Annotated in this window: 12 protein-coding genes; all 12 read right to left on the bottom strand. The window is 38.4% G+C overall.

What is annotated here, in order from left to right; genetic code table 11:
- A partial coding sequence (locus B3D98_RS13375; RefSeq protein ID WP_288583512.1) for a YlxQ family RNA-binding protein occupies nt 1–276 on the bottom strand: 276 nt, incomplete at its 3' end.
- A complete protein-coding gene (gene rnpM / locus B3D98_RS13370; protein WP_004269250.1) occupies nt 273–551 on the bottom strand; it encodes an RNase P modulator RnpM in 279 nt (92 codons plus the stop codon). The genes rnpM and B3D98_RS13375, both read right to left, overlap by 4 nt.
- Nucleotides 552–687: 136 nt before the next feature.
- Nucleotides 688–1,827 (bottom strand): transcription termination factor NusA, encoded by a 1,140-nt coding sequence (gene nusA, locus B3D98_RS13365; protein WP_048391564.1) that lies wholly within the window; start codon nt 1,825–1,827, stop codon nt 688–690.
- Nucleotides 1,828–1,851: 24 nt separating this feature from the next.
- The gene (rimP, locus tag B3D98_RS13360) at nt 1,852–2,328 is read right to left on the bottom strand and encodes a ribosome maturation factor RimP (RefSeq protein WP_004269252.1); all 477 of its coding nucleotides are present in this window, start codon (nt 2,326–2,328) and stop codon (nt 1,852–1,854) included.
- A 335-nt stretch (nt 2,329–2,663) separates the two neighbouring features.
- Nucleotides 2,664–6,995, bottom strand: coding sequence for a PolC-type DNA polymerase III (locus B3D98_RS13355; RefSeq protein WP_288583503.1), 4,332 nt, complete (start codon nt 6,993–6,995; stop codon nt 2,664–2,666).
- A gap of 268 nt (nt 6,996–7,263) precedes the next feature.
- Nucleotides 7,264–8,970, bottom strand: coding sequence for a proline--tRNA ligase (locus B3D98_RS13350; protein WP_048391566.1), 1,707 nt, complete (start codon nt 8,968–8,970; stop codon nt 7,264–7,266).
- A gap of 131 nt (nt 8,971–9,101) precedes the next feature.
- Nucleotides 9,102–10,364, bottom strand: a complete 1,263-nt coding sequence (rseP, locus tag B3D98_RS13345; RefSeq protein ID WP_054550529.1) for an RIP metalloprotease RseP — start codon at nt 10,362–10,364, stop codon at nt 9,102–9,104.
- Between the two features lie 46 nt (nt 10,365–10,410).
- Nucleotides 10,411–11,556, bottom strand: a complete 1,146-nt coding sequence (dxr, locus tag B3D98_RS13340; protein ID WP_004269256.1) for a 1-deoxy-D-xylulose-5-phosphate reductoisomerase — start codon at nt 11,554–11,556, stop codon at nt 10,411–10,413.
- Nucleotides 11,557–11,618: 62 nt separating this feature from the next.
- Nucleotides 11,619–12,419: a phosphatidate cytidylyltransferase gene (locus B3D98_RS13335; RefSeq protein ID WP_288583498.1), complete on the bottom strand. Its 801-nt coding sequence runs from the start codon at nt 12,417–12,419 to the stop codon at nt 11,619–11,621.
- Nucleotides 12,416–13,210 (bottom strand): isoprenyl transferase, encoded by a 795-nt coding sequence (locus B3D98_RS13330; RefSeq protein WP_004269258.1) that lies wholly within the window; start codon nt 13,208–13,210, stop codon nt 12,416–12,418. Before B3D98_RS13330 ends, B3D98_RS13335 begins: the two co-directional genes overlap by 4 nt.
- Nucleotides 13,211–13,519: 309 nt before the next feature.
- Complete coding sequence (gene frr, locus B3D98_RS13325) at nt 13,520–14,077, bottom strand: ribosome recycling factor (protein WP_004269259.1); 558 nt, start codon at nt 14,075–14,077, stop codon at nt 13,520–13,522.
- Nucleotides 14,077–14,698: UMP kinase (gene pyrH, locus B3D98_RS13320; protein ID WP_288583496.1), on the bottom strand; the 622-nt coding region annotated here is incomplete at its 5' end. The genes frr and pyrH, both read right to left, overlap by 1 nt.

The following is a 14,698-nucleotide window of genomic DNA, read 5'->3' as shown; positions in this document are numbered from 1 at the left end:
TGCAAAACCTTTATCGGTAATAGCTAAAGCCACACGGGCCTCCTTACCTGTAGCATGTCCTAGATCATATCGATCTCCAATTACATGATACTCAACGTTGTAGTACGTGCACTTATCTTGAATTTTTTTACTAGAGTTTTTAGAAGCATCGTTTGCAAGCAGTACTAGTTTAGCATTGCCATTGCGGACTTCCTTTACTACTAACTCTTCTCCTGAAATCACCTTACGTGCTCTTGCTGCGATTCCAAGCAAATTAAATATTGCTTGATTAATCATAAAATTGACTCCCTACGAATCAGCAAAATAAGTTCCTCGTATATTTCTTCAGGAATTTTCACATCAAGTTGGTGCCCTAATACATTTTTCTTACGCGCGAGGTCAACTGCCTGCTCTGATTTAGAGACATAGGCACCACGCCCAGGCTTTTTCCCGGAGACATCTACACTTACTTCGCCCTCTTTCGAACGAACAACACGTATCATCTCTTTCTTTGGTAGCATTTCTCCAGTTGCTACACATTTACGAAGAGGTACTTTTTTGTTTACAGCCATAAGAATCACCATTCCTCTCTGAAGCTTGTCGTAAGAGGTGGACAAGTCATGCTCTACTTGACGCTCTGACAGTATTCAGTCGGCGTAGGGGGCCCACTGAATACTGTCAGCTAACTTGTCACACGGGCTTTCTTACTTATTCTTCGTCGTCTTGATATAAGTCAACTGCTACATCATCAAAATCACTTTCTTCATCATGAGCAGGGATGAAAGTGCTTGTAGCCGAAGGATAAATACCTAATTCACGAGCATCAGTCTCACTCTTAATATCAATTTTCCAGCCAGTAAGCTTCGCTGCTAGACGAGCATTTTGCCCACGTTTACCGATAGCTAGAGATAATTGATAGTCTGGTACAACGACTGTTGTCGACTTTTCTTCTTCATTCACTTGTACATCTAATACTTTTGATGGGCTTAATGCATTAGCTACAAATACAACTGGGTCTTCAGACCATTCTACGATATCAATTTTTTCACCATTTAGTTCATTGACAATTGTTTGTACACGAGCTCCCTTTGCCCCAACACATGAACCAACTGGATCCACTTCCTCATTATGAGCGAAAACAGAAATTTTAGAGCGATCTCCAGCTTCACGTGCAATTGATTTAATCTCTACAATACCCTCATAAATTTCAGGTACTTCCATCTCAAATAATCGACGTAATAAACCAGGATGTGTACGAGACACAATCACTTGAGGTCCACGAGTTGTACGTTCCACTTTTGTAATATACACTTTAATACGATCATGTGGATGATAAGATTCACCTTGGATTTGTTCATTAACAGGCAGTGCCGCTTCTACTTTCCCTAAACCTACATAGATATTACGAGCATCTAAACGTTCAACAACGCCAGTTACGATATCATCTTCACGGTCTACGTACTGCTCATAAATTAAACCTCGTTCCGCTTCACGTACGCGTTGTGTAACTACTTGCTTTGCTGTTTGTGCAGCAATGCGTCCAAAGTTACGTGGTGTTACTTCCTGCTCCACGATATCCTCTAGCTGATAGGCTGGATTAATGACTTTTGCATCTTCTAAAGAAATTTGCAAACGATCATCTTCTACCTCTTCCACAACATCTTTACGTGAAAATACACGAATTGAGCCCTTATCTAAATTTAAGTCTACTCGAACATTTTGTGCTTGGTTAAAGTTGCGTTTGTAAGCTGTAACTAATGCCGCTTCAATGGCTTCGATTAACACATCTCTTGAAATTCCTTTTTGTTCTTCTAGCGCATTCAGCGCATCTAACAAATCACTACTCATTTTGTTTTCACTCCTAAATATGCTTTATGCAGAAAAATCGATGGCAAGTCGTGCCAATGCGATTTTTTCTTGTTCAATTGTTACTGTTATTTTACGTGTTTTAATACGCACTTCCATCACTAATGTATGTTCATCGTATGACGTTAAGTAGCCTTGGAATTCCTTCATGTCCTTGATGGGCTCATAGGTTTTTACATAAATAAACTTGCCAACTGCTTTGACAAAATCCGTATCTTTTTTTAATGGACGTTCCGCTCCAGGCGAAGAAACTTCTAAATAATAGTTTTGTGTAATTGGATCTTTTTCATCCAATAACAAGCTTAGTCGTTCACTCACTTGAGCACATTGATCTATGTCAATTCCACCCTCAGGTGTATCAACATAGACACGTAAAAACCAGTTTCGTCCTTCTTTTACGAACTCAATATCCACTAGCTCAAGATTTAACTCATCCACAATTGGTTTAGCGAGCTCTTCAATTAAAGATGGTACTTTGCTCATTATTTCCTCCTGTATTTATCAAATTCTAGCGTATGAATTGTTCATCACTATCAGGTTAACGCAGTAATGAACCATAATAAAACAGAAATTCCACCAGTTGCTTTGGTGAAATTTTACGGTCTTACCTGCTGTTAGTCAAAATTTGTTTTGCTACGGTTAAACAACAGAAAAGAGCGGGTATGCCCCACTCTTTTGCTGGAAAAATATCAACAAATTATTACCATTAGAATAGCACAGTTCTCGACACAATGCAAATTTCCTTCATTATAGATAACCATATTGTGTCAGGAATTTGAATTTACATTGTGACCTTTCCATGCAAAACAATTGTAATACTAGAATAGCGATAACTGATTAGCATCAGGCATGCCTTCTAAACAACCAAGCTGGTCCATGTATTCGATAAGCGTTTTGGAAACACGACCACGTTGCTGTAAATCTTCCTTGGATAAAAACTCTCCCTCTTCACGAGCAGCTACGATCGTTTTCGCCACGTTGGTTCCAAGACCCGGAATTGCATCGAACGGAGGGATTAGTGAATTGCCATCAATGACAAACTCACTAGCTTGGGAACGATATAGGTCAACCTTTTGGAAACTCATACCTCGCTCACACATTTCCAATGCAAGCTCCAGCACCGTTAATAAGTTTTTCTCTTTAGTGGATGCATCTAAGCCTTTCATATTGATTTCATCAATCCGTGCTCGAATCATTTGCGATCCTTGCACCATTGCAATTAAATCAAAATCATCTGCTCGAACTGTGAAATACGCTGCATAATAAAGGATTGGAAAATGTACCTTGAACCAGGCAATTCGTACTGCCATTAGCACGTATGCTGCGGCATGGGCTTTCGGGAACATGTATTTTATCTTTTTACAAGATTCAATATACCAACCTGGTACTTTATTGGCGAGCATCTCGGCTTCAAATTCTTCTGATAATCCCTTCCCTTTACGAACAGATTCCATAATTTTGAAGGCTAGTGACGGCTCTAGACCTTGATAAATTAAATACACCATAATGTCATCACGACAACCAATTACTTCTTTTAGCACACATGTACCGTTTTGAATTAATTCTTGTGCATTCCCTAGCCATACGTCTGTTCCATGGGAAAGTCCAGAAATTTGTACAAGTTCCGAGAATGTCGAAGGCTTCGTATCTTCTAGCATTTGACGTACAAAACGCGTACCGAATTCTGGTATACCTAGTGTCCCTGTCTTACAGCCAATTTGCTTTTCTGTAACACCTAAAGATTCAGGAGAACTAAAAATTTTCATGACGACAGGATCATCGGTCGGAATTGTTTTAGGATCGATTCCCGATAAATCCTGTAACATTCTGATCACCGTTGGATCATCGTGTCCAAGTATATCTAGCTTTAAAATATTGTCATGAATAGAGTGGAAATCAAAATGGGTTGTACGCCATTCTGCATCCTGCGCATCTGCAGGGAATTGCACTGGAGAAAAATCATAAATGTCCATATAATCTGGAACAACAATAATTCCTCCAGGGTGTTGCCCAGTTGTACGTTTTACTCCTGTACAGCCTTGAACTAAACGATCAACTTCTGCTCCACGAAAATGTAAATTATGGTCATTTGCATAGCCTTTCACATAGCCATATGCTGTTTTCTCCGCAACTGTACCGATTGTTCCAGCACGGAATACATAATCCTCACCAAATAGCACCTTTGTATAGTTGTGCGCTTGAGGCTGATATTCACCCGAAAAATTTAAATCGATATCTGGTACCTTATCACCTTTGAATCCAAGGAAGGTTTCAAATGGTATGTCTTGTCCATCTTTTTTATAAGGTGTTCCACATTTTGTACAGTCTTTATTTGGTAAATCGAAGCCTGAGCTGACAGATCCATCATCGAAAAACTCGGAATGTTTACAACTAGGACAAATATAGTGAGGAGGTAATGGGTTAACCTCTGTGATTTCCATAAAAGTGGCTACTAATGAGGAACCCACCGAACCACGTGACCCTACTAAATAGCCATCAGCTAATGATTTTTTCACTAGCTTGGCAGAAATTAAATAAATTACACCAAAACCGTGTCCCAAAATCGATTTTAACTCTTTTTCAATTCGAGCTTTCACAATTTCCGGTAACTCCTCACCATAAATACGATGGGCCATTTCATAAGTTAGATTGGTTACTTCATCATCAGAGCCCTCAATTTTTGGTGTATATAGGTCATCCTTAATCGGTTTAACGTCCCCAATACTTGCTGCTACTTTTTGAGCATTCGTCACAACCACTTCTTTTGCAAGGTCTGGTCCTAAAAAATCAAATTCTTTCAGCATTTCATCAGTTGTTCTAAAATGGACTTCTGGCAGCTTAGAACGATTTAAAATATTTGCTCCACCTTGTGAACCAATAAGTATTTGCCTAAACATCCCATCTGTCGGATCTAAATAATGAACATTTCCAGTTGCAACAACAGGTTTATCTAGCTTCTTCCCGAGTTTAACAAGTTTACGGATAATATCTTCTAATGTCCATTCATCACGTACAACATTGCGTTCGATTAATGGTGCATATACAGCCTTCGGTTGCACCTCAATATAATCATAAAAACGAGCGACTTTCTCTGCTTCCTCTGGAGACTTATTCATCATTGTTTCGAATACTTCACCATTACTGCAACCTGATCCAACTAATAAACCCTCACGATATTGTTCAAGCACTGCACGTGTCACCCGAGGAACACGATAGAATGTTTTTGTATGAGAGTGTGAGACGATTTTAAATAAGTTTTTTAAGCCTGCATTATCAACTGCTAAAATTGTACAATGCATAGGTCTACCTTTTTTATAGGCATCCCCACCACCAATATGCTTATTGAAGTCATCATGGTATTTAATAGCTAGCTCATCAGCATCCTTTAATAGCTGCAGCAGTAGAAATCCTGTCGCCTCTGTATCATAAATTGCTCGGTGATGCTGTGTTAATTCAATATTGAATTTTTTACACAGTGTATTCAAGCGATGGTTTTTCATTGTAGGATAAAGCAATCTTGCTAGCTCTAATGTATCAATGACAGGATGGACTGTGTCTTCAAGACCAAATTTTTTATAGCCTGTATATAGGAAGCCAATATCAAATGATGCGTTATGAGCGACAACGATTGCATCTCCAATAAAGGCATGAAATTCTTTAATGACCTGCTCTACCTCTGGTGCATTTCGAACCATATCATCCGTAATACCTGTTAATTCAATGGTAGTAGCCGAAAGTGGATGATGTGGATTTGCAAAACTTTCATATTTATCAATAACTTGTCCATCTTTAATTTTAACTGCAGCCAATTCAATAATGGTATCATATGCAGTTGATAGCCCTGTCGTTTCTACGTCAAAAACAACATACGTTGTGTCTGCCAATAAACGATGCTCTGGAGCATAGGCAATTGGTACACCATCATCAACTAAATTTGCTTCCAGACCATAAATAATCTTAATGCCATGTTTCTTGCCCGCTGCATATGCTTCAGGGAAAGATTGCACCACCGCATGATCTGTAATAGCTATTGCTGGATGCCCCCACTTTGCAGCTTGAGCAACAAGCCGATCAACAGGTGTAACAGCGTCCATTTGGCTCATTGGTGTATGCAAATGTAACTCAACACGCTTCTCACCCTCTGGTGCTAAATCTTGTCGTGTTTCTTTTTTGATTTCATTAATATCATTCGCCATAACGATTAAATCACGAATAAACGTATCAGTTTGCACAGAGCCTCGAACTTTAACCCACATGCCCTTTTTCAGATGTTGCATTAATTCAGCATCATCATTGTCACGAGAAAACATTTTAACAATGATGGAATCTGTATAGTCGGTAATTTTGATTTGTAATAAGGAGCGTCCACTTTTTAATTCTTTTATTTCCGTATCAAAGACAAATCCTTCAATAATAACACGGCGTTCTTCTTCAACAATCCGTTTAATTTCCATGATTTCATCATCTTTAATATGCATCCCAAGTTGGAATGGACGGTCGCCAAGGTTGGCCAGTGCCGGATTGTCTTTCTTCTCTTGCTCACGCTTTTGGAAATCTTGCATCGCTTGCTGTGCCAGAGCCACTTCTTCCAGACGTTTCTGCTCCATAAATGCTTCCTGTGCCGCTATCATTTCTTCCGTTTCTTCTTGTAGCACAAAGTCGATTGCCATACGAGGGAAACCAAATTGACCATAGCTTTCTGCTAGTTTGTCCGCATACTTCGTTTTGAGCATCATAAATTCCATTTCCTGCATACAGGATAAAGTCATTTTTTGGCCGTTCCATGTTGGTATTTGAGTGATGAGACAATTTTTAAGCGTTGGAGCCATCTCATCAATTTGTTCCACAACATTTAGCCAGTACGCTTGCACAAGTTCCTCTGTGACATTTTTTTCTAATGTTTCAAATGTCGTATTAACCTGTGCTATCGCTGAAAATTTCTCTGTCAAATGCGTACGGAAAAGCTGATATAGCGGAAACGGTAATATATCCTTTAACTTAATTGTGAAATGCCAAAGTCTATCCTTTTTATGAACTGTCAGGCGTGATAGTTCACCTTCCTCAAAAAATGACATATATACATCATCTGTTAACTCTAGTTGTTGCAAGAGCATTCGAAGTCTCATTCTTGCCTCTTGTTGCTGTTCCAATCTAATGACACCTACTTTCAGAAAGAGGCAATTTCTTTAGCCTCATGTTCTAATTCGTCTCAAACGCATGATGAATTCAAGAAAAAAATTCGCTCCCACACTGCGGGCGCTCTTCAAGTTTAACAGATATTTTACCATCTGTTGTTGCTTGCTTGGCTCACTGTCCCGCAGAAGTGTCGCGAATTATTTATATCTATCTTATCAAAATTATACGAAAGCCTCTATTAAAAGCATCAAATTCTAATTATCACCAATTTTTAGCTCGTTATTAATTTTTACGGAAAAATTCATTCAGACGATCAATTACTTCTTCTTTTTTCCATTCAAATGTTTCACCCGTTTGACGGAATTTCACTTCTACAATACCTTCTGTTGCTTTTTTACCAACAGTTACTCGAACAGGTAAGCCAATTAAATCAGCATCAGCGAATTTTACACCCGCTCGTTCAGGACGATCATCTAGTAACACATCATAACGGTATGATTTTAATAAGCCATAAAGCTCCTCCGCTAATGTCACTTGTGCCTCATCTTTTGTGTTTACTGGCACAACATGAATATCATATGGCGCTAATTGTGTTGGCCATGTAAAGCCATTGTCATCTTGGAAGTGCTCCGCTACAGCAGCTAGAATACGAGAAACACCAATACCATAGCACCCCATAATAAATGGTTGAGCCTTACCTTGCTCATCTAAGAAAGTACCATTCATTTTAGCAGAGTATGTAGTACCTAATTTAAAAATATGACCAACCTCGATACCTTCTGCAAACTTAATGTTACCTTGTCCATCAGGAGAAGGATCTCCCTCTTGAATAAAACGAATATCTAAATAGTCATTAACTGCAAAATCACGCTCAGGGTTAACATTGACTAAATGGAATCCATCTTCGTTGGCACCTGCAATACCATTACGGATAGATTTAATAGCATGGTCTGCTACTACTTTTACGTCTACCGGTAATTTCACTGGACCAATTGAGCCAACGCCACAACCTAATAATTCTTGAATCGCTGCTTCACTTGCAAGTTCCACAGACCCTGCATCAAGTGCATTTTTCAATTTGATATCATTAATTTCATGATCCCCACGTGAAAGCACTACTACAAGCTCTCCATCTACATCAAAAACTAGAGATTTGATGACATTAGCAGGTTCTACTTTTAAGAATGCTGAAACATCTTCAATTGTTTTTTGCTCTGGAGTTGCTACTTTTTCTACATCTTTTAGAGCTTCATCAGATGGTTGATAGTCAACAATTACTTCAGCCATTTCGATATTTGCTGCATAATCAGAAGTATCTGAGTACGCAATTGTATCTTCCCCAATTTCAGAAAGGACCATAAATTCATGTGTTCCTTTACCGCCAATCGAACCTGCATCTGCAATAACAGCACGGTAGTTTAAGCCGAGACGGGAGAAAATATTAGAATAAGCACGATACATATCTTCATATGTTTCATCTAAACTTTCACGTGACGCATGGAAAGAATAAGCATCTTTCATAATAAATTCTCTTCCTCGTAGTAAGCCAAAGCGAGGACGTTTTTCATCACGGAATTTGGTTTGAATTTGATACAATGTTAGCGGTAATTTTTTATATGATTTAATTTCATCACGGACTAAAGTTGTAATGACTTCTTCATGTGTTGGCCCTAATGCAAAATCACGGTCATGTCGGTCTTTTAAGCGCATTAATTCAGGTCCGTATTTTTCCCAGCGACCTGATTCCTGCCATAGCTCAGCAGATTGTAGAGATGGCATTAGTAGCTCAATGGAGTTGATAGCTTCCATTTCTTCTCGGATAATTGTTTCAATTTTTGTTAGCACACGTTTTGCAAGCGGTAAATACGAGTATACCCCACTTGTATTTTGACGAATAAACCCTGCACGTAGTAATTGCTTATGTGACTTTACCTCAGCATCAGCAGGTACTTCACGTAACGTTGGGATAAATGTTTTACTTTGCTTCATTCAGTGTTCCACCTTTTTCAATAGATAAGTTTATACTCTCAATAGCATAAACAAATTTAGCTTTGAGCGCAATGTTTCATCGAAATTGCGCTCAAAGCTAGGAAATCAAATTTCATTTAACTGTAAATGAATTAAAAGAAAAATCTTTGTATATCGTTCCATGTAACAACCACCATTAGAATCATGAGTAGGACGATTCCTACAAAATGTACAATACCTTCTTTTTGACGGTCAATTGGTTTACCACGTAAAGCTTCAAAGCCAAAGAATAATAAACGGCCTCCGTCAAGTGCAGGTAATGGAAGTAGGTTCATAATTCCTAAGTTAATACTTAGCATTGCTGCCCAATTCATTAGGTTCATAATACCATACTGGGCAACTTGCTCTGTTGCTTTATAAATACCTACAGGACCTGAAAGTGCGTCTATTGTGAACTTACCAGTAATTAGCATACCTAATAGTTCAAATATTTTCACTGTCATATTATAGGTTTCTTGAGCTCCATAAACAACTGCCTTTAATGGGTTAAATTCTCTGGGACTTTCATAGCGTACACCTATTTGACCATATTTCTCGCCATCCTGCTGTATTTCCTTAACAGTCATATTTAAGTTCACTGATTGTCCATTTCGTTCAACTGTCACAGCAATATCTTCGTTTGGATGATCTTGAACGATTGCAGCTAAATCTTGCCATTTTTCAACTGCTTGTCCGTTAATAGCTGTTACTCTATCTCCTGCCAGCATCCCTGCCTGTGCAGCTGGATCATTCTCTACTACTTCTGTGATAATTGGCTCGTATGTTGGTACACCATGGATCAATCCAATCACTAAATAAATCACAAACGCGAGAATAAAGTTAAACAAAGGTCCTGCAAAGATAGTCATTGCTCGTTGACCAACTGTCTTTGCATTAAATTGACGATCGTGTGGCGCAATGACAAGTTCACGACCATTTTCCACAAGCACACAGTCTCTAGCTACTTGATAACGAACTAGACGTTCTTCTTCATCATAACCCTCTACAAATAACTCCTTCTCTAAATCGGCACGTTCAACTTCTAAAAATAATAAATCTGGTAACTGCTTATTATTTTGATTGAAAATAATTTTTTTAACAACATTATCTTCATTCACAATAAGCCCTATTCGGTAGCCTGGCTGTAATTCCGTGCCATCCATATCCTCGCCGGCCATACGTACGTATCCCCCGATTGGTAATAATCGAATAGTATACATTGTTTCACCATGCGTTTTTCCATAAATTTTGGGACCCATTCCGATCGCAAATTCACGTACTAAGATACCTGCACGTTTGGCGAATAAGAAATGTCCAAGTTCATGGAAGAAGACGAGCATACCAAATATTAATATAAATGCAATGGCTGTTTGCATAATACCCCACCTTTAATAGCGATTAGTTAACGATACAGTGCTTTCGTTATTTTACCATGTCTAACACTATTTTTCTTGTCTCACTATCCACATGTAATATGGTTTGTAAATCTGGTACTGCAATGTTTTGGTGTGCCTGCATCACACGTTCAATCGTCTCATCAATTTCAAGGAATGTGATTTTCCCTTGTAAAAAGGCTGCAACTGCCGCTTCGTTTGCTGCATTCATTGCTGTCAGAATCGTACCACCCATACGACCAGCCTCATACGCTAAACGCAAAGCAGGGTATCGCTCAAAGTCCATCTCTTGAAAATGTAGTTGACCAATTTGCGCTAAATTTAGTCGCTGACCATTTTGTAATGGTATACGGTCTGGGTAGCTTAAAGCATATTGGATTGGCACACGCATATCGGGTGTACCTAGCTGAGCAATAACACTAGTATCATGATACTCAACTAGAGAGTGAATAATACTTTCTCTATGCAAAAGTACATCTATTTTATCATAAGGCATATCAAATAAAACATGTGCTTCGATGACTTCTAATCCCTTATTCATCATTGTAGCGGAATCTATCGTAATCTTTGCACCCATAGACCAGTTTGGATGATTCAGTGCATCTGCGACCGTCACGTGTTTTAATTGTTCTCGTGTTTTATCACGGAAGCTACCACCAGAAGCGGTAATAATCAAACGTTCGATATTTTTCGGATTCTCACCATTCATCGATTGGAAGATGGCAGAGTGCTCACTATCTACAGGCAAGATGGCTACTTTGTATTTTTTGGCCTCTGCCATCACTAAATGACCAGCAGTTACAAGCGTTTCTTTATTAGCAATAGCAATCGTTTTGCCCATACGAATGGCTGCTAATGTTGATTCAAGGCCTACACTTCCAAGCACAGCATTGACAAGTACAGTCGAATCAGGATGTGTTGCGACCTCTACAAGTCCTTTTGCTCCAAACGTAAATTGGATATTTGGAAACTCTTTAGCTAGTGTTAGTGCGTCTTCTTCTAATTGAACAGAAACTAATTCGGGCTTTAATGTTTCAATCATTTCTCGCGTTTTCTCTAGGTTCTTTCCTGATGAAAAAGCTACTAATTGAAAAGCATCACGTTGTTCTTTTAAGATATCGTAGGTTTGCCAACCAATTGAACCAGTTGCACCTAATAAACTAATTTTTTTCACAACAAATTGTCCCCTTTTTCTATCTAAGCAAATGATTTAGCAAAATGTCTTTTCCTATACAATTAATTACCAAATAAATGTAAAAAATGAAGTAGAGGCACGACAAATAATAGACTATCAAAGCGATCTAAAATTCCTCCATGCCCTGGTAAAATATTGCCTGAATCTTTTACATCAAAGTGACGTTTAATAGCAGATTCTACCAAATCGCCCATTTGACCAATAATTGAGGCAAAAATCGTTACAAAAACAAGTGATATATAACCATTTGCGAATGGGTAAATGAGTTGCATACCTACTGCAAAAATAACAGCAATGACTATTCCACCTATAAAGCCTTCGATCGTTTTCTTAGGTGAAATTTCTGGCCATAACTTATTTTTCCCTAATTTTCTACCTACAAAATATGCACCTGAATCCGTTGTCCAAACAACTAATAAGCAATAGACAACATACTCTAATCCAACATTTCTAGTTTCAATTAGATAATGGAATCCTAATCCCACATAAAATGCGCCTAATAAAATAAAGCCAACTTCGTCAAAAGTAATTTTATTTTTTACTAAAACCACGTAAATAAGAAGTAGCATCATTAGACCATAGACTACCATTAGATTAGACGAATAGCCTATTAATTCTACAACCCTTTCACTCCAGTCTTTCGGGATAACCAGTAAAATTAAAGTGATCAGTCCTAAGAAGCCAGGCACAGATAAGATGGAAATCCCTTTCATCTTAAGTATTTCATAAAAACCGACAATAGCCATTGCTAGCACAAGTATGGCAAATGGTACTTTTCCATAAATAACGAATGGGATAAAAAGTGCTGCTGCAATTATTGCGGTAATAATTCTTTGTTTCAAGTTGTTTCTTCTCCCTTCAACCCACCGTAACGGCGATTACGTTTCTGATAGTTTTCCACCGCTTCGAGTAAGTTTTCCTCACTAAAATCTGGCCACAATGTATCTGTAAACCAAAATTCTGTATAGGCGAGCTGCCATAGCATAAAGTTACTTAATCGCACTTCACCACTTGTACGAATTAAAAGATCTGGTTCAGGTAAATGGGCCGTCATTAAATGAGATGTTAAGCAATCTTCTGTTATGTCTTGCATCGTTAATTGACCGTCCTGCACTTTTTGAAGCATCATTTTCATGGCATTGACCATTTCAGAACGACTACCATAATTCAGTGCAAAATTTAAAATAAGCCCTGTATTATGCTTCGTTTCTTCCATTGCCTCATACAACGCTTTTTGTGTATGGGCAGGTAATAAAGATGGATCTCCAATCATTTCGACACGTACATTACGCTCCATCATTTCTGGTAAAAAGGAACCTAAAAACTCAACAGGTAGCCGCATAAGAAAATCTACCTCAGGTTTTGGTCTCTTCCAATTTTCAGTGGAAAATGCATAGACAGTTAAGACTTTAATACCCAAGTCTGATGCAAATCTCGTCACCTTACGCACCGTCTTCATTCCTTCATGATGACCAGCCACACGTGGCATAGCTCTTTTCTTCGCCCAACGTCCATTTCCGTCCATAATAATCGCTACATGGGCAGGAATCGGCTCGCTTTTAGCTAGGGCCACACGCTCCTCCAATGATAGTGTATCCATATTTATTTGTTTACCTAATAGCTTTTTAAACATGCTAACTCCCCCACTACAACTAATCGGACGTATACTAACCTATCATAACAAACAAAAGCGCCTTTTGTCTTTTTTTTCCCTCTAAATTGACTATGTATGTACTAGCTTATTTTAGAACTATACACATATTAAAGAATGAGTTTGTTAAATAATGATGATTGTATCATTAATGACCTTTTCACATTCATACATGCTCTCTATTTGAGTAAGCAATTTGGCTATGAATAATAAAGAGAAAAGACGTCCTGTTAAGTATAGGACGCCTTCATCTCATCAAAAAGTTCCATCATAGACGTGTAAAAGGTTTATTTACACCTCTAAAATTTCTTTTTCTTTATCTTTCGCTACTTGATCTACTTTCACAATGAATTCATCTGTTAACTTTTGAATATCTTCTCCATAGCCACGTAGATCGTCTTCTGTGATTTCGCCAGCTTTTTCAAGTTTTTTCAAATCATCATTTGCATCACGACGAACATTACGTACAGCAATTTTTGCATCTTCCGCTTCTTTTTTCACTTGTTTTACTAGATCCTTACGACGCTCTTCTGTTAAAGCAGGAATCATAAGACGAATGACAGAACCATCATTTGTTGGTGTGATACCAATATCTGATTTCATAATTGCTTTTTCAATATCACCTAAAATAGATTTATCGTAAGGTGTAATTACTAATAAACGAGCTTCAGGTATAGAAACACCCGCAAGTTGGTTAATTGGTGTTGCTGCTCCATAGTAATCAACCGAAATACGATCTAATAGAGATGCATTCGCACGACCTGCACGAATAGATGCTAGTTCGCGTGAGAAAGCTGCGATTGTTTTGTTCATTTTTTCTTTAGCTTGTTCTAAAACTTGTTTAGCCATTATACATTCCTCCTAACAACTGTTCCGATTTTTTCGCCTTGTACAGCACGTTTAATGTTACCCGGCTCCGTAATTGAGAAAACAATTAGCGGGATATCGTTATCCATACATAAAGTTGAAGCCGTTGAATCCATTACTTGTAAGCCTTGTTGGATAACGTCTAAGTATGTGAGTGTATCATATTTAATGGCTGTCTCATCCACTTTAGGATCCGCTGAATAAACGCCATCGACATTGTTTTTAGCCATTAAAATTGCATCAGCATCAATTTCTGCTGCTCGTAATGCGGCAGTCGTATCAGTAGAGAAGAACGGATTACCTGTCCCTGCTGCAAAGATAACGACACGCTTTTTCTCAAGATGTCTAACTGCTTTACGACGAATGTATGGCTCCGCTACTTGAGTCATCACAATAGAAGATTGAACACGTGTTTCAATGCCTAATTTTTCAAGTGCATCTTGTAAAGCTAGGGAGTTCATTACGGTTGCCAGCATGCCCATGTAGTCCGCAGCAGCACGATCCATTCCCATTTCACTACCTATTTTCCCACGCCATATATTACCGCCACCTACAACAACAGCAACTTCTACATCAAGATCTACTACTTCTTTTACTTCTTCT

The sequence above is a fragment of the Lysinibacillus sp. UBA5994 genome (genome assembly GCF_002429725.1).
In the GTDB taxonomy this organism is placed as follows: domain Bacteria; phylum Bacillota; class Bacilli; order Bacillales_A; family Planococcaceae; genus Lysinibacillus; species Lysinibacillus capsici.
Note: the sequence above shows the minus strand (reverse complement) of the source record. Positions and strands in the feature narration are given on the sequence as shown.